General features: G+C 69.7%; 21 protein-coding genes. 8 read left to right on the plus strand and 13 right to left on the minus strand.

The features are described 5' to 3' along the window. Positions 1–4 precede the first annotated feature (4 nt). Positions 5–1,507, minus strand: coding sequence for an ABC transporter substrate-binding protein (locus tag ACLF3M_RS04200; RefSeq protein WP_430655598.1), 1,503 nt, complete (start codon positions 1,505–1,507; stop codon positions 5–7). Between the two features lie 69 nt (positions 1,508–1,576). Here ACLF3M_RS04200 and ACLF3M_RS04205 point away from each other — a divergent pair, with 69 nt between their 5' ends. Next, on the plus strand, positions 1,577–1,966 hold the full coding sequence (locus ACLF3M_RS04205; RefSeq protein ID WP_430655599.1) for a RidA family protein: 390 nt from the start codon (positions 1,577–1,579) through the stop codon (positions 1,964–1,966). Here the strand turns inward: ACLF3M_RS04205 and ACLF3M_RS04210 are convergent, their stop codons facing one another. Together ACLF3M_RS04210 and ACLF3M_RS04215 are read right to left on the minus strand one after the other, a co-directional pair. Further along, the gene (locus ACLF3M_RS04210; RefSeq protein WP_430655600.1) at positions 1,967–2,926 is read right to left on the minus strand and encodes a tripartite tricarboxylate transporter substrate-binding protein; all 960 of its coding nucleotides are present in this window, start codon (positions 2,924–2,926) and stop codon (positions 1,967–1,969) included. Between the two features lie 82 nt (positions 2,927–3,008). Further along, positions 3,009–3,683 carry an aspartate/glutamate racemase family protein gene (locus ACLF3M_RS04215; protein WP_430655601.1) on the minus strand — a complete coding sequence of 225 codons (675 nt, stop codon included), beginning with the start codon at positions 3,681–3,683 and terminating at the stop codon, positions 3,009–3,011. Positions 3,684–3,881: 198 nt separating this feature from the next. Here ACLF3M_RS04215 and ACLF3M_RS04220 point away from each other — a divergent pair, with 198 nt between their 5' ends. The 3 genes from ACLF3M_RS04220 to mtnA are packed head-to-tail and all read left to right on the plus strand — an operon-like array spanning position 3,882 to position 5,883. Further along, positions 3,882–4,310, plus strand: a complete 429-nt coding sequence (locus tag ACLF3M_RS04220) for a DUF983 domain-containing protein (RefSeq protein ID WP_430655602.1) — start codon at positions 3,882–3,884, stop codon at positions 4,308–4,310. Positions 4,311–4,319: 9 nt separating this feature from the next. Beyond that, a complete protein-coding gene (locus ACLF3M_RS04225; protein WP_430655603.1) occupies positions 4,320–4,787 on the plus strand; it encodes a UPF0262 family protein in 468 nt (155 codons plus the stop codon). Positions 4,788–4,794: 7 nt separating this feature from the next. Further along, positions 4,795–5,883, plus strand: a complete 1,089-nt coding sequence (gene mtnA, locus ACLF3M_RS04230; protein WP_430655604.1) for an S-methyl-5-thioribose-1-phosphate isomerase — start codon at positions 4,795–4,797, stop codon at positions 5,881–5,883. Between the two features lie 44 nt (positions 5,884–5,927). On the opposite strand, the gene ACLF3M_RS04235 is transcribed toward mtnA, so the two are convergent. Beyond that, positions 5,928–6,146, minus strand: a complete 219-nt coding sequence (locus ACLF3M_RS04235; RefSeq protein ID WP_430655605.1) for a hypothetical protein — start codon at positions 6,144–6,146, stop codon at positions 5,928–5,930. A 194-nt stretch (positions 6,147–6,340) separates the two neighbouring features. On the opposite strand from ACLF3M_RS04235, the gene ACLF3M_RS04240 reads away from it, so the two are divergent. From ACLF3M_RS04240 to ACLF3M_RS04250, 3 genes are all read left to right on the plus strand, one after another. Further along, entirely contained in the window at positions 6,341–7,177 is an 837-nt protein-coding gene (locus tag ACLF3M_RS04240; RefSeq protein ID WP_430655606.1) for a transporter substrate-binding domain-containing protein, read from the plus strand. A 163-nt stretch (positions 7,178–7,340) separates the two neighbouring features. Beyond that, on the plus strand, positions 7,341–8,021 hold the full coding sequence (locus tag ACLF3M_RS04245; protein ID WP_430655607.1) for an amino acid ABC transporter permease: 681 nt from the start codon (positions 7,341–7,343) through the stop codon (positions 8,019–8,021). After that, positions 8,021–8,695 (plus strand): amino acid ABC transporter permease, encoded by a 675-nt coding sequence (locus tag ACLF3M_RS04250; RefSeq protein ID WP_430655608.1) that lies wholly within the window; start codon positions 8,021–8,023, stop codon positions 8,693–8,695. The genes ACLF3M_RS04245 and ACLF3M_RS04250 overlap by 1 nt, the downstream gene beginning before the upstream one ends. A 72-nt stretch (positions 8,696–8,767) precedes the next feature. Here the strand turns inward: ACLF3M_RS04250 and ACLF3M_RS04255 are convergent, their stop codons facing one another. Together ACLF3M_RS04255 and ACLF3M_RS04260 are read right to left on the minus strand one after the other, a co-directional pair. Then, positions 8,768–9,229, minus strand: coding sequence for a DUF3237 domain-containing protein (locus ACLF3M_RS04255; RefSeq protein WP_430655609.1), 462 nt, complete (start codon positions 9,227–9,229; stop codon positions 8,768–8,770). Position 9,230: 1 nt separating this feature from the next. Next, on the minus strand, positions 9,231–9,647 hold the full coding sequence (locus tag ACLF3M_RS04260) for a rhodanese-like domain-containing protein (RefSeq protein ID WP_430655610.1): 417 nt from the start codon (positions 9,645–9,647) through the stop codon (positions 9,231–9,233). Between the two features lie 107 nt (positions 9,648–9,754). Between ACLF3M_RS04260 and ACLF3M_RS04265 the strand changes: the two genes are divergently transcribed. Then, positions 9,755–9,964, plus strand: coding sequence for a hypothetical protein (locus ACLF3M_RS04265; protein WP_430655611.1), 210 nt, complete (start codon positions 9,755–9,757; stop codon positions 9,962–9,964). Between the two features lie 48 nt (positions 9,965–10,012). On the opposite strand, the gene ACLF3M_RS04270 is transcribed toward ACLF3M_RS04265, so the two are convergent. The 7 genes from ACLF3M_RS04270 to ACLF3M_RS04300 are packed head-to-tail and all read right to left on the minus strand — an operon-like array spanning position 10,013 to position 18,145. Next, positions 10,013–11,185 carry an isovaleryl-CoA dehydrogenase gene (locus tag ACLF3M_RS04270; protein ID WP_430655612.1) on the minus strand — a complete coding sequence of 391 codons (1,173 nt, stop codon included), beginning with the start codon at positions 11,183–11,185 and terminating at the stop codon, positions 10,013–10,015. Between the two features lie 3 nt (positions 11,186–11,188). Then, positions 11,189–12,811 (minus strand): acyl-CoA synthetase, encoded by a 1,623-nt coding sequence (locus ACLF3M_RS04275; protein ID WP_430655613.1) that lies wholly within the window; start codon positions 12,809–12,811, stop codon positions 11,189–11,191. Then, complete coding sequence (locus tag ACLF3M_RS04280) at positions 12,808–14,034, minus strand: phenylacetate--CoA ligase family protein (protein ID WP_430655614.1); 1,227 nt, start codon at positions 14,032–14,034, stop codon at positions 12,808–12,810. Before ACLF3M_RS04280 ends, ACLF3M_RS04275 begins: the two co-directional genes overlap by 4 nt. After that, on the minus strand, positions 14,031–14,870 hold the full coding sequence (locus ACLF3M_RS04285) for an ABC transporter ATP-binding protein (protein ID WP_430655615.1): 840 nt from the start codon (positions 14,868–14,870) through the stop codon (positions 14,031–14,033). Before ACLF3M_RS04285 ends, ACLF3M_RS04280 begins: the two co-directional genes overlap by 4 nt. Next, the gene (locus tag ACLF3M_RS04290; protein WP_430655616.1) at positions 14,867–16,153 is read right to left on the minus strand and encodes an ABC transporter substrate-binding protein; all 1,287 of its coding nucleotides are present in this window, start codon (positions 16,151–16,153) and stop codon (positions 14,867–14,869) included. Before ACLF3M_RS04290 ends, ACLF3M_RS04285 begins: the two co-directional genes overlap by 4 nt. A gap of 26 nt (positions 16,154–16,179) precedes the next feature. Continuing rightward, a complete protein-coding gene (locus ACLF3M_RS04295; RefSeq protein ID WP_430655617.1) occupies positions 16,180–17,250 on the minus strand; it encodes a branched-chain amino acid ABC transporter permease in 1,071 nt (356 codons plus the stop codon). A gap of 1 nt (position 17,251) precedes the next feature. Then, the gene (locus tag ACLF3M_RS04300; protein ID WP_430655618.1) at positions 17,252–18,145 is read right to left on the minus strand and encodes a branched-chain amino acid ABC transporter permease; all 894 of its coding nucleotides are present in this window, start codon (positions 18,143–18,145) and stop codon (positions 17,252–17,254) included.

Here is an 18,145-nt window from a genome sequence, read left to right on the forward strand (position 1 = left end):
CGCGTCAGTCGAGGCGGATGCCTTCCATCCGCATGATCCCGTCCGGCACGGCGCGAAAGCCCGAGAGCCGGACGGCATGCGCGAAGCGCCAGGCCTCGTGGATGACGTAGACCCGGTGCCGCGCGGGCAGCGCGATCGCCATGGCCTCGTTGTAGAAGCGCGCGCGCTCCGCGGGGTCGACCGTGGCGCGCGCGGACTCCAGCGCGGCGTCCACGCGGGGGTCGCAGAATTTGCTGTCGTTGTTGGCGCCGCGGCAGTGGTTGAAGGCGAAGATGTTGCCGTCGGGATCGACGCGCCCCGACCAGCCGATCAGGAAAGCCTGGAAATCGCCGGTGTTCATCATTTGCGCGGCGGTGGCGAGTTCCCGGGTCTCGATCCGCATCGCAATGCCGGCCTCGCGGACCATGGCCTGCATGACCTCCGCCATCTGGCGGAATTCCGGGATGTTGGGAACGAGCATCGTCACCTCCGCCGCGGGCTGGCCGGCGTCGACCAGCAGCCGCCGCGCGGCGGCGATGTCGCGCGGCAGCATCGGGAAGGACGGCGCGTAGAAGGGGCTGCCGGGCGGGATGGGTTGGTTGCCCGGGGTGTTGGTGCCTTCGAAGACCACCTGGTTCAGGGCATCGCGATCCAGCGCGCGGTCGAAGGCCTCGCGCAGGCGGGGATCCCCCCCGAAGGGATTCCGGGCACGCGGGCCGTTGCCGACATTGAAGATGATCGAGGTGAAGCCGAAGCCCCGCGCCTCCGCGAAGCGCAGCCGTGGATCGCGGCGCAGCGCCGCGACGTCGGAGGCTGCGACGCGCTCCATCAGGTCGAGTTGGCCGGAACGCAGGTTCAGCAGCCGCACCGTGGAATCCGGCATCGGGCGAAAGGCCAGGTTCTCCACCTGCACGGCGGCGGCATTCCAGTGGCCAGGGAAGCGGCGGAAGTCGATGCGGTCCTGCGGGACCATTCCCGTGAAGACGAAGGGGCCGGAGCAGATGGGAGCGCGGGCGAACTGGCCTTCGGCGGCGCGGACCGCGCGCGGCGAGACGATCATGCCCGCCCGATCCGCCAGCTGCGCGAGCAGCGGCGCCGAAGGTGCGGAAAGCCGCAGCACGACGGTGCGGGCATCCGGCGTCTCGATCGCGGCGATCTCCGCGATCTCGCTGCGGCGACGGGACGACGGCAGGGTCGCAGCGCGTTCCAGGCTGAAGCGCACGGCCTCGGCGTCGATCGGGTCGCCATCGTGGAAGGTGAGGCCCGCGCGAAGGCGCAGCGTCAGCGCGCGGCGGTCGTCGCTCCAGGACCAGGACTCCGCCAGGCGCGGGACGAACGCAAGATTCGCGTCGATGTCGAGCAGCTTGTCGCAGAGCGCCGTCAGCACGCTGCGGCCGGCGATGGTGTTGGACAGCACGGGATCGAGCGTGTCGATGTCGGACGCTAGCCCGACGCGCAGCGTGGCGGCGAGTTGGCCGAAGGCCGGCGCGGCGGCGAGCGTCGCGACGAGGACGAGACGGCGGAGCATGGACGCGATCCTCCCAGGCCGCTGTTTCGGGTCTAGGCTGCGGCCACGGACAGGGGATGGAGGCTATTGATGCCGCGTGAGGCTGTGAAGGCGCCGGGCTGCGCGCCCACCCCGCCCTTCTTCTCTCAGGCCGTGAAAGTCGGGACCATGGTCTTCGTGTCCGGCCAGCTTTCCCGGGATGCGCAGGGGAATGTCGTGGCGAAGGGTGACATGGCCGGGCAGGCGCGGCAGGTGATCCTGAACATTCGGGAGATCCTGCGTGCGGCTGGCGGTGATCTGCGCCACGTCGTGAAGCTCACCGCCTTCATGACCGACATGGCGCGCGCGCCGGAAGCCTGGGCGGTGCGCGAGGAGTTCTTCGCGGCCCACCCGCCGGCCAGCACGGGCGTAGAGGTCAGCCGCCTGACGCATCCCGATTTCCTCATCGAGATCGAGGCGATCGCGGTGCTGGAAGATTGATCAGCCCAGGCTGATCCCGGTCTCGCGCACCAGTTCCTGGATCAGCGCACGTTCCCGCACGACGCGGGCCGCGAGCGCGTCGGCCTCGGCCCGCGTCGGCTCGGCGCCCATCACGGCGAAGCGTGACTGCACGTCCGGCTCGCGCGTCGCCGCATCCACCGCGGCTTCCAGCGCGCGGCGCGCAGGCTCCGGCGTGCCGGCGCGGCAGAAAACAGCGTTCCAGCTCGTCTGGTCGAAGCCGGGGAAGCCCGACTCCGCGATGGTCGGCACGCCCTCGATCCCGCCGCGGCGCGTGGCGGTCACCGCGATCGCGACCGCGCGGCCGCTCTCCACGACCGGCTTGATCGAGCCCGCGGTGATGATGGCGGAATCGAGCGTGCCGGCCGCGACGTCGCGCGCGGCCTCGGCGCCGCCGCGATAGGGCACGTGCTCCAGCTTGACCCCCGCGCGATGCGCCAGCAGCACGCCGGCGAGATGGCCGACGCTGCCCACGCCTGGCGAGCCGTAGGACAGCCCGTCGCGCGCTCGCGCCGCGGCGAGGTAGCCGCGGAGGTCGGCGGCGTTCACCCCGCGCGCGGCGGCGAGGATGTAGGGCACCTCCGCCACCGTGCCCACCGCGGCGAAGTCGCTGCCGTAGTCGAAGGGCACGCTGCGGTTGATGAACTGGGCGACGACGAAGGAGGCGGATTCGAAGAGCAGCGTGTGGCCGTCCGCCGGCGAGGACGCGACCTGGCCGGCCGCCAGCGCGCCACCGGCCCCGGGACGGTTCTCCACCACCACGGACTGGCCGAGAACCGCGGCCATGCGCGGCTGGATCAGCCGCGCCAGCGTGTCGGAATTGCCGCCGGGTGCGAAGGGCACGAGCAGGCGCAGCGGCCGGTTCGGAAAGCCGCCCTGCGCGGCGAGGCGCGGCGCGGGCAGGGCGAGGGCGGCGGCGAGCAGCAGTCGTCGGCTTGTCATGATCTCTGGCGGTTCCTTCCGGCGACCGTTACCGTGCCAGAAGGTTTGCCCCGATGTCCCGAGAGATCGGCGAAATCGTCCCTTACTCCGCCGCCCGCGCCAGCGCCGGGCGCGCGGCGATCACCGCCTGCAAGGCGAGCGCCGTCGCGGCCTGGCAGGGCTCGATCACCGGCACGCCGCAGGCCGCCTCCACCGCCGCGCGATGGCCGGCCATGCCGGCGCAGCCCAGGATCACGGCCTCGGCCCCCTGCGCGACGATCTGCCGCGCGGTGCGGATCAGCGCCTCCCTCGGCGCGACCGGGTCGGTCAGCACCTCCATCGGCATGTTGAGCGGGATGTGGCCGGCGAGGCGCGATTCCAGTCCCATTGCCGCAAGGGTCCGTCGCTGCCGCTCCATGGAAGGATCGGCGAAGGCGATGATGCCGAAGCGGTCCGCCCGCGCGATGGCGGCAGCGATGGCGCTGCGCAACGGGCCGAGGACCGGCGCGTGCGTCACCGTGCGCGCGGCGTCCACGCCGGGGTCGCTGACACAGGCGAAGACATAGGCGGCGGCGGGCTCGCGCTGGACCAGTTGGACGAGAGGCTCGGCCACCGCGAACCAGTCACGCCAGGTCACGATGGCGGGCGGGCCGCCGTCGAGCTGCGTCACCTCGATCCGCGGCAGGCCGGGCGCGGCGAAGCCGGCGAGCGCCTCCGCGATCCCGTCGGTGCAGGACCGCGTGGCATTCGGGTTCACGACCAGGATGCGCTCCGTCATGGCAGCCTTTCCCTCGGCACGGCGTTGGCGGGAGGATCGGCGAGGCAGGCCGGGGCCGCAACCCGCGAACTTGATCGCGGGACGCGGCCAGCCCATATTGCACTGCACAACGGCGCTACCTCGCCCGAGGAGGTCAGCGGGCGGATTCTCCGTCCGCGCCCCGTCCCGTCAGGGGCAGAACGCCGGAAGGAACGCCTCATGCGCTGGGAGCCCGATCGCTCGGCACCCGCCCTGCCCTATGTCCAACCGTCCAGCTTCTGGACCGCGGTCGGCCGCGGCCTGCGCAACCGCTGCCCGGTCTGCGGCGAGGGCCACATCTTTCAGGGCTACCTGAAGGTCGTGCCGGAATGCGCGGTCTGCCACGCGCCGCTGGGCTCGATCCGCGCCGACGACGCGCCGCCCTATTTCACCATCTTCATCGCGGGGCACCTGCTGCTGCCGCCGGTTCTGTGGGTCGAGAAGGCCTACATGCCGCCGATGTGGGTGCACATGGCGATCTGGCTGCCCGCCTTCACCATCGCCTGCCTGCTTCTGCTGCGCCCGATCAAGGGCGCGACGCTGGGCTGGATGATGCGGCTCGGCATGACAGGCGAGCATGGCGCTGCGCCGCCGCCAGGCGACCGCTAGCGGGGGACCATGGTCGAGAGGGACCTCACCAGCATCGTCCTGCCGGACGCCCAGCCGCTGCCCAGCCCCTATGCCGAGGCCGATCGCCGCCAAGCCGTCGAGGACCTGCTGGCCGGCAACGTTTTCCGGCCGAAGGACCTGGCACCTCCCTTCGTGCTGTCGCTGACCGTGCGCGACGGCAGGCTGGGCTTCGACATCCGCGACGCCGGCGACCAGCCGCTGCGGGCGCTGGTGCTCGCCCTCGGTCCGTTCCGGCGGCTGATCAAGGACTATCACCTCGTCGTCGAAAGCCACGAGAAGGCGGTCGCAGAAGGCGCGAACGAGACGCGGATCCAGGCCATCGACATGGGCAGGCGCGGCCTGCACAACGAGGGCGCGACGCTCCTGATCGAGCGGCTCTCGGGACGGATCGAGCTGGATTTCGAGACGGCGCGGCGGCTCTTCACCCTGGTCTGCGCGCTCCACCAGCGGATCTGAGGCTTCGATGAAGATCGACGGCGTGTCCTATCGCAGCGTGTGGGTGGATCGCGAGGACGGCTGGTCCGTCCGGATCTTCGACCAGACCAGGCTGCCCTGGGCCATCGAGATTCTGCGCCTGGTCGACGAGGACCAGGCGGCGCAAGCCATCCGCTCCATGCAGACGCGCGGCGCGCCACTGATCGGGGCGGTCGCCGCCTATGGCGTGGCGCTGGCGATGCGGCGGGATGCGTCCACTGCCAGGCTGGACCATGTGGTCGAGATGCTGGGGAAGACCCGGCCGACCGCGATCAACCTGCACTGGGCGTTGCAGCGGATCCGGGCGGCGCTGCACAACCTGCCGGCGGCGGACCGCGTCGCGGCTGCCTATGCCGAGGCCGCGGCGATCTGCGACGACGACGTAGAGACCTGCCGCAAGATCGGAGAGCACGGCCTCCCGCTGCTGCAGGAAATCGCGGGCCGGAAGGGCCGGGTGAACGTGCTGACCCATTGCAACGCGGGCTGGCTGGCAACCGTGGACTATGGCACCGCCCTGTCCCCGATCTTCCAGGCGCATGATCTCGGCCTCGATGTGCATGTCTGGGTGGACGAGACCAGGCCGCGCAACCAGGGCGCGGCGCTCACGGCCTTCGAACTCGGCAAGCACGGCGTCAGGCACACCGTCGTTGCCGACAATGCCGGCGGGCACCTCATGCAGCATGGCAAGGTGGACATCTGCATCGTCGGCACGGACCGCGTGACGCGGCAGGGCGACGTCGCCAACAAGATCGGCACCTACCTCAAGGCGTTGGCGGCGCGGGACAACGGCGTGCCGTTCTGGGTCGCCCTGCCCCATTCTACCCTCGACATGCAGGTGCGCGACGGCGTTGCGGAGATCCCGATCGAGGAGCGGGCGGACGCCGAGGTCACCGATCTGACCGGCCGCACCGCCGACGGCAGGATCGAGACGATCCGCGTCGTGGCCGAAGGCAGCCCCGCGGCCAACCCCGCCTTCGACGTCACCCCTTCCCGCCTGGTCACGGGGCTGATCACGGAGCGCGGCCGCACCGAGGCGTCCGAAGCCGGCATCGCAGCCCTCTACCCCGAGAAGGTCTGAGGACGCGCCTTCGCCCTCAGGCGGCAGGCGTAGCTGGCTGCCAGTCAGCCGATCGCGCGCTTCGTCGCCTGTGACGCGTCGGCGCCGCGCGGCTCCAGCAGGCTGAGGCCCGTCACCAGCGACACGCCACCGACACCGGCCAGCAGCGCCGCGACCAGCGGCGGCAGGCGGCCGGGCAGCGTCGCCTCGCCCATCACGAGCAGGACGGTGAGGAGGACGGCGAGCAGGCCGACGACGACGAGGCCGAGGGCGAGGCGGGGCATGGGGTGGGGTATCCCGGGCTGGAGGCGTGAAGCGATCCTGTGCCTTCTACGCAGGCAGGACGGCGCGGAAGCGACCCGGGCGGGGCCGGATTGTGGCGATTGATGCATTATCTATTCTGCACCCATGCCCGGGGTGCGTGGCGCGGCGCGCTCCGGGGTGGGACATTCCCCGCCGATCCCGAAGGAGAAAACCGATGCGGCGCAGCCTGATCGCAGCCCTGTTCTGCCTGGCCTTGGCCGGCCCGGCCCTGGCCCAGGGCCAGCCCCCGCTCCGCTGCGCGGTGGACGGCACCTTCGCCCCGCACGCCTTCCCGACGCTTCAGGGCGGCGTGCAGGGCTTCAACGTCGACCTCTTCCGAGAGGCCGCGCGGCGCATGGGGCGCGAGATCACGATCGACAGCGCCAGCTTCTCCGGCCTGATCCCGGCGATGAACGCCGGCCGCTACGACTTCCTCTGCGCGCCGGTGACCGCGACGGCGGAGCGCGCGCAATCCATGCTGCTGACCGAAGGCTACCTCTACACCAGCTTCCAGTTCGGCATCCGCCGGGGCTCCGCGCCGATCACCAGCCTCGAGGACCTCCGCGGCAAGGCGATCAGCGTGAACAAGGGGAGCGCCTATGATGCCTGGGCGACGCAGAATGCGGCGCGCTACGGCTTCACCGTGCAGACCTACGACACCCAGAGCGACGCGGTGCAGGCGGTGGTTTCGGGCCGGGCCTACGCCAATCTCGGCGGCAATACGGTGGTGCGCTACGCCGCGACGCGTACGCCGCAATTCGTGCCGGACTTCGTGATCACCGAGACCCGCGCGCACTGGTCGGCTGTGCTGCCGATGGGTGCCACGGAGATGCGCGCGCAGCTGGAGAACGCACTGGAGTGCATGAAGCGCGACGGCACTATCGCGCGGCTGTCGCAGCAATGGTTCGGCACGGCGCCGGCGCCGGACGACGCGGAGAACACGGTGTTCCCGGGCACGGGCGTTCCGGGGATGGCTGGCTACGATCCGACGCCGCGTGAGCCGCGTTGCTGATCACGACGTTGACCTCCCCCGCGCCAGCGCTTCCCTCCCCCGCTTGCGGGGGAGGGCTAAGGTGGGGGTTCGAGGACAGGCGACACGCTGAGCGAAGCACCCCCACCCTGACCCTCCTCCGCATGCAGGGGAGGGAGATCATCGGGCGGGGGAGGTCGCGTTCGTGAAGGGCTGGGAAGGCTTCGCCTTTTCCTTCCTGAACGCGCGCATCGCGGCGGAGTACTGGCCGAAGATCGTCGAAGGCCTGTTCGTCACCATTGCCCTCGCCGCGCTGATCATCGTCGCGGGGCTCGCGCTCGGGCTTCTGCTGGCGGTCATCCGTACGCTGGCCATCCGGCCGGTCAATTGGGCGATCGTCTTCGTAGTGGACCTTTTCCGCGCCCTGCCGCCTCTCGTCGTCATCGTGCTGATCTACTTCGGCCTGCCCGCGGCCGGCATCGGCTTCTCCGGCTTCTGGGCGACCTGGCTGTCGCTGACGCTCGTCCTCATGGCCTTCGCCGAGGAGATCTTCTGGGGCTCGATCTGCGCCGTGCCGAAGGGGCAGTGGGAAGCGGGCCGCGCGCTCGGCCTGCATTTCCTGCCCACCATGCGTCTGATCGTGCTGCCGCAGGCGCTGCGCATCGCCATCCCGCCGCTGACCAACCGCACCATCGCGATCACCAAGGGCACGGCACTCGGCTCGGTCGTCGCGGTGTCGGAGATCCTGGGCGCGGCGCAATCCGGCATGGCCTTCTCCGGCAACCCGACCCCGTTGATGCTGGGCGCGATCGCCTATCTCCTGCTCTTCCTGCCGGTCGTCGTTGCTTCGCGCTTGCTCGAATCGCGGCTGCGCTGGAAGCACTGATGCAGGACTTCCTCGACGCCTTCTTCGACCCCGAGATTGCGCAGGCCGCGTGGCCGATCCTGTGGCTCGGCTTCCAGAAGACGGTGCTGCTGGCGCTGACCACCGTGCCGCTCGGGCTCCTCGCGGGGCTGGTGCTGGCGCTGCTCTCGACGCGGCCGGAGCGCTGGGTGCGCTGGCCGCTGGTCGGCTTCATCGACGTCTTCCGCGCCATCCCGCCGCTGGTGCTGCTGATCCTGGTCTATGCGGGCCTGCCCTTCGCGGGGCTCGAGTTTGGCGCCTGGGGCTCGGTCGCGATCGCCTTCATGCTGAACACCGGCGCCTACTACGCCGAGATCCTCCGCGCCGGCATCGAGAGCGTGCCGCGCGGCCAGGCCGAGGCAGGGCGCGCGCTCGGCCTGCGTCCCTGGCAGGTCTGGGTGTTCATCGTGCTGCCGCAGGCCGTGCGCAACGTGCTGCCCGACCTCATCGGCAACACGGTCGAGGTGGTGAAGCTGACCTCCATCGCTTCCGTCGTCGCCCTGCCGGAACTGCTGTTCCAGGCGCGCCAGGCGCAGAGCGCGACCTACAACGCGACGCCGATCATGGTGGCCGCGGTCGCCTATTTCGTCCTGCTCTGGCCTTTCGTGCGGCTACTGTCGCGGCTGGAGAACCGGCAACTCGCGTCGCGCCGTTAGTCGGACGATCGGAGCGCCGCTGGGGCGGAGCGAGCGCTGAGCGCCGGCGCCGGAGGCATGAACCCGATCGGCCTAACGGATCGCATAGACGTCGTAGATCGGCCCCTGCGGCGGGCGCTGGCCGACCGCGACGCCAATGACGCGGTTCAACCATTCCAGCGGACCCGGGCCCGTCTCGAAGCGAAGGGCGGTGCGCATGTAGTAGGTCGCGGGGTCCACCGCCTCGCCGGCCGCGAGCCTGGCCAGCACATCCGGCGGGCCGGCGCGGATGCCGGTGTAGGTCAGGCCGATCAGCTGCCCGTCCTCCGCCCGCAACATCACCCGCACATCCAGCCGCGTTGCGCCGTCCGGCCCCGTCAGCATCCAGTCCGCGCCTCCGGGCAGAACGACGCCCTTCGTCGCCGGCCCGGAGAAATGCCCGCCCGTGACGAGGCCGACGCGGCGGTCGCCGGCCGGGGTCTGGCCGATGGCCGCGCCCTCGACCGTCATGACCATCCGGAACAGGAAGTCGGCATCGAGAGGCAGCGGATCCATCTCAGCGCTGCCGCCACGGCAGGCCGTCGGCCTTCCAGCCCGCAACGGTGCCGCGATGGCCTTCCGCATCCACCGGTCCTTCAAAGCCGTCGGCGACGTTGAAGGCGTGCGGGAAGCCGGAGGCTTGCGCGGCCTGGCCGGCGGCCAGCGACCGCGCGCCGGATCGGCAGATGAAGTAGAGCTTGCTGTCGGCGGATGCGCCGGCGCGGTGCAGATGCTCGGCGAAGGCGCCGTTGACCTGCATGCTTGGATAGACCTGCCACGGGATCAGCACGACCTGCTTGCCGATCCCGTCGAGGTCCGGCACGCCGACGAAGTTCCACTCGGCATCCGTGCGCACGTCGACGAGGACGGCCTTCGGATCCTGCGCGAGTTCCTGCCAGGTCGCACGCGGGCTCACGTCGGGCACTCCGGCCATGCCTGCCTCCTCTTGTTCCGGGCCGAAGATGGCGAGGCGAAGGCGCCTCGGCAACCTCCGTGTCGCAGCGGCGTTGCGGGGCTTCTGACAGAAAAGAGCTGTCCCGCATGCGCACCGAACCGATCCATGCCCACGCCCCGTCGCTGATCGAGACCGAGCAGGCCTATGCCGATGCCGATGCCGGGATCGACCATATGGGCAGGCGCCATGCAAGCAGCGCGCTGGATGCCTTCCGCATGGATTGGCCCTGGGTGGTGGCGCTGGTGCTGCTGACTGGCTTCGTCATCGCGGCGCTGGCCGGATACTTCCGCCTGTAGGCCTCTGCAGGTCGGGTCCGGGCAGGGCAACGGTCTCCTCTGGGCCGCCTAGGCCGTCTCCCGGAAGATTTCGCGCCCGATCAGCAGGCGGCGGATCTCGCTGGTGCCAGCGCCGATCTCGTAGAGCTTGGCGTCGCGCAGCAGGCGGCCGGCGGGGTAGTCGTTGATGTAGCCGTTGCCGCCGAGGATCTGGATCGTGTCGAGCGCGGCCTTGGTCGCGGCCTCGGCCGCGAAGAGGATGGCGCCGGCGGCGTCCTTGCGACTGGACTTGCCGCGGTCGCAGGCGCGGGCGACGGCGTAGACATAGGCCCGGCAGGCATTCAGCGCGGTGTACATGTCCGCGACCTTGCCCTGGATGAACTGAAACTCGCCGATCGACTGCCCGAACTGCTTGCGGTCGTGGATGTAGGGCACGACCAGGTCGAGGCAGGACTGGATGATCCCGATCGGTCCCGCGGCGAGCACCGCGCGTTCATAGTCCAGACCCGACATCAGCACGCGCACGCCGCCATTGACCTGGCCGAGCACGTTCTCCGCCGGCACCTCGCAATCCTGGAAGACAAGCTCGCTCGTCGGGCTGCCGCGCATGCCGAGCTTGTCAAGCTTCTGCGCCGCGCGGAAGCCCTTGAAGTCGCGCTGCACGATGAAGGCGGTGATGCCATTTGGGCCGGCGTCGGGGTCGGTCCGGGCGTAGACCACCATCGTCTCGGCGTAGTGGGCGTTCGTGATCCAGAGCTTGGTGCCGTTCAGGATCCAGCGGTCGCCGCGCTTCTCCGCCCGCAGCTTCATCGAGACGACGTCGGATCCGGCGCCGGGTTCGGACATCGCGAGCGCGCCGAGATGCTCGCCGGAGACGAGCTTCGGCAGGTAGCGGCGCCGCTGCTCCTCGGTGCCATTGAGGCGGATCTGGTTGACGCAGAGGTTGGAATGCGCGCCGTAGGACAGGCCGACGCTGGCGCTGGCGCGGCTGACCTCCTCCATGGCGACGGTGTGGGCGAGGTAGCCCATGCCCGAGCCCCCATACTCCTCGGGGACCGTGATCCCGTGCAGGCCGAGCGCTCCCATCTCCGGCCAAAGATGGCGAGGAAACTCGTCCGTGCGGTCGATCTCGGCGGCGATCGGCGCGATGCGTTCGTCGGAGAAGGCGCGGGTGGTGTCGCGCAGCGCGTCGATCTCGTCGCCGAGCTCGTGGTCGAGCATGGGCATCTGGTTGGCGGCCATGGCCTATCCCCTCGCGCTCAGTTCCTGGCGCAGCACGCCGCGCATGATCTTGCCGGTCGCGGTCTGCGGCAAGGCGTCGCGGAACTCGACCTGGCGGGGGTAGAGATGCGCGGCCAGGCGGGTTCGGACGAAGTCCTGGATCTCCGCGGCGAGAGCAGGGCCGGTCTCGACGCCAGGCTTGGCGACGATCACCGCGGTGACGCGCTCGGTTCGCTCGCCGTCGGGCAGGCCGATGACGGCGGCGAGCGCGACGGCGGGGTGGCGGAGCAGGCAATCCTCGACCTCGCCGGGTCCGATCCGGTAGCCTGCGGAGGTGATGACGTCGTCGTCGCGGCCGACGAAGAAGAGGTAGCCCTGCTCGTCCATGACGGCGCGGTCGCCGGTGACCATCCAGGTGCCGCGGAACTTGGCCTTCGTCTCCTCGGGGCGGTTCCAGTAGCCGAGGAACATCACGGGATCGGGCGCGCGGATCGCGACGACGCCTTCGGTGCCGGCGGGCACAGGCAGGCCGACACCGCCGAGCAGCGTGACCTGATGACCCGGGACAGCGCGGCCCATGCTGCCTGGCTTCACCGGAAAGAGGCCCGCGCAGTTCGAGACCACCAGATTGCACTCGGTCTGGCCGTAGAATTCGTTGATGGTCAGGCCGAAGGCCGCGCGGCCCCAGTCCAGCATCTCCGCGCCCAGCGTCTCGCCGCCGGAGCCTATGCTGCGGAGCTTGTGGCCGAAGCGTGTGGAATCGGCGACGCCGCGCATCATCTTGAGCGCGGTGGGCGGCAGGAATGCGTTTCGCACCTCGTGCTTCGCCATGATGGCGAAGGCCTGCTCGGGGTCGAACTTCTGCATGCGGTGCGCCAGGACGGGCACGCCGTGGAAGAGGCTGGGCAGCAGCACATCGAGCAAGCCGCCGATCCAGGCCCAGTCCGCCGGTGTCCAGAACAGGTCGCCGGGCTGCGGGAAGCGCTCCTGCGGAAGCTCGACGCCGGGCAGGTGGCCGCGCAGCACGCGATGGCCGTGCAGCGCGCCCTTGGGGCTGCCGGTGGTGCCGGAGGTGTAGATGATCAGCGCGGGATCGTCGGGCCCGGTCGCCACGCAGTCGTGGGCGTCGCGCGCCCGCGCCATCTCCGCATGGAGGTCGAGCGCGCCGCCGCCGCCGACCGCGAGCACGGTCCGCAGCGCCGGCAGCCCGTCGCGGATGGCCGAGATCTTCGCCAAGCCCGCCTGATCGGTGACCAGTGCCGCCGCGCCGCAATCCGTCAGGCGGTAGTGCAGCGCATCCTCGCCGAAGAGCAAGAAGAGCGGCACGGCGATCGCACCCATGCGATACGCCGCGAGATGCGCGACCGCCGCCTCCGGCGATTGCGGCAACAGCACGCCGATGCGGTCGCCGCGCGCGATTCCATGCGCTTCGAGGACGTTCGCCAGGCGACAGGCGCGCCGGTGGAGGTCGTCGAAGGTGATGGTTTCGGCCGCGCCGTCGTCGCGTAGGTGGATCAGCGCCGTGCGGCCGGACCCAACCCAGCGGTCGCAGGCTTCCTCGGCGATATTGCAGCGGGCGGGCAGGTTCCAGCGGAAGGACTGGCGGATCTCGTCGTAGCTGTCGCCAGGCGGCAGCAGAGCCGTCATGTCGGCCGCGTGTCCTCGATGACCTTGCCGTCGTTAGGCAGGGCGCCCGGTTCTTCCAGGCGCACCTCGCCGCGGAGGCGCGTGATGCCATGCAACGACCGCGCGAGGCTCTCGACCAGCGCGGCGTCGCGAACCGGCGCCTCGACCCGCAGGACCATGGTGTCCCGGCCCTGCTCGCTGCCGACGACCAGGCGCACGCGACCGAGGCCGGGATGGGCGCGCATGACCTCGGCCACCTGTTCCGGACGGACGAACATCCCGCGCACCTTGGTCGCCTGGTCGGCGCGGCCCATCCAGCCCTTGATGCGCGCGTTGGTGCGGCCGCAGGGAGACGGACCCGACAGGATCGCGGAGAGGTCGCCGGTGGCGAAACGGATCAGCGGATCGGGGCTGTCGAGCAGTGTCACCAGGACCTCGCCAACCTCGCCTTCGGGCACGGGATCGCCGGTGCCTGGGCGGACGATCTCGACGACGACGTCCTCGTCCACGACCAGGCCCTCGCGCGCCTCGGACTCATAGGCGATCAGGCCGAGATCGGCGGTGCCGTAGCTCTGCAGCACGGTCAGGCCGCGCTCGGCATAGAAGCTTCGCATCGCCGGCAGGTAGGCGCCGCCGGTGACGTGGCCCAGCCGGAAGGACGACAGGTCCAGGCCGAGCGCGTCGCCCGCTTCCAGGATCGCCTTCAGGTAGTCCGGCGTGCCGGCGTAGCAGGCGGGCTTCAGATGCGCTGCCGAGCGCGCCTGCGCTTCGGTGTTGCCAGGGCCGGCGGGAAAGACGGGGCAGCCCAGCGCGCGGGCGCCGCTCTCCAGCATCATGCCCGCGGGGGTGAAATGGTAGGCGAAGCAATTGTGCAGCAACTGCCCGCGCCGCAGCCCGGTCGCGTGGAGCGCACGGGCGAAGCGCCAGGGATCGGCGCCCTCGGCCTGCGCCTCGTGGATCGGGCCGGGCGAGGCGAAGACGCGAGCCATGTCGCGGAAGGGCGTGACGTTGAAGCCGCCGAGCGGCGGCGCCTCCGCCTGCAGGCGGATCAGGTCGGATTTGCGGGTGACGGGCAGGTGCGACAGGACCTCGAGGTCCACCACGCCCTGGGCGTGCACGTCGTGCAGCAGGTCGTGATAGGCGACCGAAAGCTGCGCGCGCGCGATGGCGGCGGGAAGCTGCACGGCCAGTGCGGCGGTGCGTGCCGAAGCCGTCCGGGTCTCGAGCCCGTCATAGTGCTTCACAGCCAGCGTTTCCGTCGCTTGTAGGACTTCAGGTTGCGGAAGGATTTGCGTTCCGCGCCGTGGCCCCCGAGGTAGAACTCCTTGACGTCCTCATTATCCGCCAGCGCCTGGGCCGTCCCGTCCAGCACGACCTTTCCCTGCTCCATCACATAGCCGTAGCTCGCGACGGAAAGCGCCATGCGGGCGTTCTGCTCAACCAGCAGGATGGTGATGCCGAGTTCCTCGTTGAGGCGGCGGATTATCCCGAAGACCTCCTTCACCAGCAACGGCGACAGGCCCATGGAGGGCTCGTCCATCAGGATCAGCTTCGGGCGGGCCATCAGTGCGCGGCCGATCGCCAGCATCTGCTGCTCCCCGCCCGAGAGATAGCCGGCCAGGCCCGTGCGTTCCTTCAGCCGCGGGAAGTAGGCATAGACCATCTCGATGTCGGACTTCACGCCGCCGTCGCTGCGCGTGAAGGCGCCGAGGCGGAGGTTCTCGAGGCAGGTCATGTCGGCGACGATCCGGCGGCCCTCCATGACCTGGAAGACGCCCTTGCGGACGATCTGGTGCGCCTCGATCCCGTTGAGACGCTCGCCGGCAAAGCGGATTTCGCCGCGCGTGACCTCGCCCTCCTCGGATTTCAGCAGGCCCGAGATGGCCTTGAGCGTGGTGGACTTGCCCGCGCCGTTGGCACCGAGCAGTGCGACGATCTTCCCCTTTGGCACGGCCAGCGAAAGGCCGCGCAGCACCAGAATGACGTCGTTGTAGACGACCTCAATGTTGTTGACCTCGAGCAGCGGCGGCTCCGCAGTTGCCTGCGGAGCCTTGCTGTCGAGCGTCGAGGCCTGGCTCACCAGCCCAGCCAGTCGTTGCGGCGATCCAGGTTGATCGTCGTCACGGGCTCGAGCCGCATGGTGCCGTTCTGCATGAGTTCGGCGACCGTGCCGTTCGAGGTGTCGCCCGAGACACGCGCGCGATAGAGCCCGACGCGCATCGTCCCGCGATGGTCGGTGGCGGTGAAGGTGGACGGCACGCAGACCCCGTCGAAGCCCGCCGGCACCCAGTTCTGCCGGGCGTAGAAGCCGTCGCGGATGCGCGTGCCGTCGATGGCGCCGCCATTAGCGCCGGCGGTGTCCATCGCTTCGACCATCAGCATCGCCGCGCAGACGCCGGCGAGGTAGTGGACAGGACGATACGCCATGCCGGCCTGGTCGGAGGTGCGGGAGATCGCGCGCAGCGCCTGCATGCCCGGCGCGTCCTGGCCCCAGACGGTGGCGGTGCGGACGGGGAAGACGACGCCGTTGGCCGCGGTGCCGGCCGCCTTCATCGCGTTCTCGTCCATGCCCCAGACGTTGCCGAGGAACTGCACCTGCACGCCCGCGGTCTGGCAGGCCCTGAGGACGGAGATGTTGGACCCCGCGGTGTTGCCGAGATAGGCGTAGTTCGCGCCCTGCTGGCGCAAGGTCAGGCATTGCGCGGTGTAGTCGCCGGGCGTCAGCGCGAACTGGATCGCGGGCAGCACGTCGAAGCCGAGCTCGCGGGCCAGAGTCTCGCCGGCTTCCTTGGGCGAGTTCGGGTAGGGGTGGTTGGCGCCCATGTGGACGTATTTCGGCCGCCCCTGCTGGTTGCGGCTTTCCCAATCCTGCTTGGCCCAGATCAGCATCCCGCGCAGCGCGTCGGAATAGGACGGGCCGTAGAAGAAGTTATAGGGCGCGGCCTCCACGCCCTGGCGGCCGCTCCGCGCGCCGGCATCGGTCAGCGCGGCGGAATAGGACCCGGAGATGAAGGGGATGCGGTCGCGCGTGACGAAGCGCACCAGCGCTTCGGTGTCGGCCGTGCCCCAGCCCTGGATGGCGACGACCCGGTCGCGCGACCAGGCCTGGTACTGGCTGACCGCGCGCGGCGCCTGGTAGCCGTAGTCGAAGCCCAGCACGTTCAGGCGCCGGCCGTTGATGCCGTTGCGCGTCGCGTTCACCCAGTTCAGCGCGTCGCGCACGCCCTCGCCATAGGGCACGCCGACGTCGCTGGTGGCACCCGAATTGTCCATGAGGTGCCCGACCGGGATCGGCTGGGCGGCGGCGGGCAGCACAATGGACAATGCGCCGGCGGCGGCGAGGATGGTCTTGCGTGCGAACATCTAGTGGTGATCCTCCCAGTCTGTGTTCAGTGCGAATACGGGTAGAGCTTCCAGTACGCCTTCACCAGACGCCAGCGATGCGCCAGGCCGTCCGGTTCAAAGATCAGGAAGGCGATGATCGCGGCGCCGATCGCCATTTCCCTGAGGTAGGAGATCGAGGCGCCGATCTTGAGCGCCTGGTCGATCGCGCTGCCCGCCAGCAGGTTCGCGCCGCCCTGCACGACTTCGGGCAGCAGCACCATGAAGGCCGCGCCCATCAGGCTGCCCATGATGCTGCCCAGGCCACCGATGATGACCATGCCCAGGAACTGGATGGAGAAGAGGATGTTGAATGCCTCCACGCTGACGAACTGGAGGTAGTGCGCGTAGAGCGCGCCGGCTATGCCGGCGTAGAGGCTCGCGATCCCGAAGGACAGCGTCCGGTAGTAGGCGAGGTTGATGCCCATGAGCTCGGCGGAGAGATAGTGGTCGCGCACCGCGACCAGCGCGCGGCCGTCGCGCGTGCGCATCAGGTTCGCCGCGCCGGCATACATCACGACCACGAAGAACAGGACGACGTAGAGGTAGCTTTCCTCGCGGTCGAAGGCGAATCCGAAGATCTCCGGCGGCTCCGTCAGGCGGCCCGCGACGCCGCCGGTGAACCACCGCGCGCGGGCGAAGAAATCCTCCAGGATGAACTGCGCGGCGAGGGTCGCGATGGCGAGGTAGAGGCCCTTCAGCCGCGCCGCCGGCGCCCCGAAGACCAGGCCGACGATCGCTGTGATGACGCCGGCGAGCGGGATGCAGGCCCAGACCGGGACGTGCAGGCTCTCGTGCAGCCAGGCCGAAGCAAAGGCGCCGACGCCGAAGAAGGCGGCGTGGCCGATACTGATCTGGCCGGTGAAGCCGACCAGGATGTTCAGCCCAAGCGCGGCGATCCCCATGATGCCGATGTTGATGAGCTGTGAGAGCTCGTAGCGCCCCAGGAAAAGCGGCGAGGCCACCACGATTGCAAGGCCGAGCCACATCGCCAGCCGGCTGTTGCGCGTCGGGAAGATCGTCGTGTCGGCGCGGTAGGTCGTGCGGTAATCGCCGGCCGGGGTGAGGCTCGCGCTCATCTCACACGCGCTCGATGTTCTTCGTGCCGAACAGGCCGTAGGGCTTGATCAGCAGGATCAGCACCAGCGCGTAGAACGGCGCGATCTGGAACATGTTGCCCCAGTTCAGCCACTGGCTGTCCACGTACTGCGCCCAATTCTCCAGCAGGCCCACGATCACGCCGCCGAGCACGGCGCCGAGGATCGAATCAAGCCCGCCCAGGATGACGGCCGGGAACACCTTGATTCCGTAGAAGGACAGCGCGGAGGAGACGCCGTTCACCACCCCGACGACGACGCCAGCGACCGAGGACACCACAGCCGAGATTGCCCAGGACATCGCGAAGACCTTGGGCACGGAGACACCGAGGGATTGCGCGACCTGCTGGTCGAAGGCCGTCGCGCGCATCGCCAGCCCGTGCTTGGAGCTCGTGAAGAACCAGGCGAAGCCCAGCATGATCAGAAGCGAGATGCCGAGCGAGACGAGATAGACCATCTGCACGTCGAGCCCGAGGACCTGCACGCGTTCCTGCGCGAAGATCGGCGGAAAGGGCTTGGCGAAGACGCCGAAGATCCACTTCATCAGCGCCTGGAAGAAGATGCCGAGACCGATGGTGGCCATGATGACGCTGATCACGGGCTCCCCGATCAGCGGGCGCAGCACCACGACCTGCAGCACCAGGCCGAAGAGCGTCATGAAGGCCATCGTGAAAAGGAAGCCCATCCAGAACGGGAGCTGCCATTCCGTCAGGAACCACCAGCAGACCCAGGCGCCGACCAGCAGGAACTCGCCCTGCGCGAAGTTCACCACCTGGGACGCCTTGTAGATCAGCACGAAACTCATCGCGACGACGCCGTAGAGCGCGCCGACGATCAGGCCGTTGAGCGTGAGCTGGAACAGCAGGGCGAGATCCAT

Source organism: Falsiroseomonas sp. HW251 (assembly GCF_050563545.1).
Classification (GTDB): domain Bacteria; phylum Pseudomonadota; class Alphaproteobacteria; order Acetobacterales; family Acetobacteraceae; genus Falsiroseomonas.

Bases quoted from the DNA above. Each gene is read 5' to 3' on its own strand.
- mtnA (WP_430655604.1), top strand. From the start codon at position 4,795: ATGAAGATCGACGGCGTGTCCTATCGCAGCGTGTGGGTGGATCGCGAG.
- ACLF3M_RS04260 (WP_430655610.1), bottom strand. From the start codon at position 9,647: ATGGCCGGAGTGCCCGACGTGAGCCCGCGTGCGACCTGGCAGGAACTC.
- ACLF3M_RS04265 (WP_430655611.1), top strand. From the start codon at position 9,755: ATGCGCACCGAACCGATCCATGCCCACGCCCCGTCGCTGATCGAGACC.
- ACLF3M_RS04270 (WP_430655612.1), bottom strand. From the start codon at position 11,185: ATGGCCGCCAACCAGATGCCCATGCTCGACCACGAGCTCGGCGACGAG.
- ACLF3M_RS04290 (WP_430655616.1), bottom strand. From the start codon at position 16,153: ATGTTCGCACGCAAGACCATCCTCGCCGCCGCCGGCGCATTGTCCATT.
- ACLF3M_RS04220 (WP_430655602.1), top strand. From the start codon at position 3,882: ATGCGCTGGGAGCCCGATCGCTCGGCACCCGCCCTGCCCTATGTCCAA.
- ACLF3M_RS04215 (WP_430655601.1), bottom strand. From the start codon at position 3,683: ATGACGGAGCGCATCCTGGTCGTGAACCCGAATGCCACGCGGTCCTGC.
- ACLF3M_RS04240 (WP_430655606.1), top strand. From the start codon at position 6,341: ATGCGGCGCAGCCTGATCGCAGCCCTGTTCTGCCTGGCCTTGGCCGGC.
- ACLF3M_RS04210 (WP_430655600.1), bottom strand. From the start codon at position 2,926: ATGACAAGCCGACGACTGCTGCTCGCCGCCGCCCTCGCCCTGCCCGCG.
- ACLF3M_RS04205 (WP_430655599.1), top strand. From the start codon at position 1,577: ATGCCGCGTGAGGCTGTGAAGGCGCCGGGCTGCGCGCCCACCCCGCCC.
- ACLF3M_RS04255 (WP_430655609.1), bottom strand. From the start codon at position 9,229: ATGGATCCGCTGCCTCTCGATGCCGACTTCCTGTTCCGGATGGTCATG.
- ACLF3M_RS04275 (WP_430655613.1), bottom strand. From the start codon at position 12,811: ATGACGGCTCTGCTGCCGCCTGGCGACAGCTACGACGAGATCCGCCAG.
- ACLF3M_RS04200 (WP_430655598.1), bottom strand. From the start codon at position 1,507: ATGCTCCGCCGTCTCGTCCTCGTCGCGACGCTCGCCGCCGCGCCGGCC.
- ACLF3M_RS04295 (WP_430655617.1), bottom strand. From the start codon at position 17,250: ATGAGCGCGAGCCTCACCCCGGCCGGCGATTACCGCACGACCTACCGC.
- ACLF3M_RS04250 (WP_430655608.1), top strand. From the start codon at position 8,021: ATGCAGGACTTCCTCGACGCCTTCTTCGACCCCGAGATTGCGCAGGCC.
- ACLF3M_RS04235 (WP_430655605.1), bottom strand. From the start codon at position 6,146: ATGCCCCGCCTCGCCCTCGGCCTCGTCGTCGTCGGCCTGCTCGCCGTC.
- ACLF3M_RS04300 (WP_430655618.1), bottom strand. From the start codon at position 18,145: ATGGATCTCGCCCTGCTGTTCCAGCTCACGCTCAACGGCCTGATCGTC.
- ACLF3M_RS04225 (WP_430655603.1), top strand. From the start codon at position 4,320: ATGGTCGAGAGGGACCTCACCAGCATCGTCCTGCCGGACGCCCAGCCG.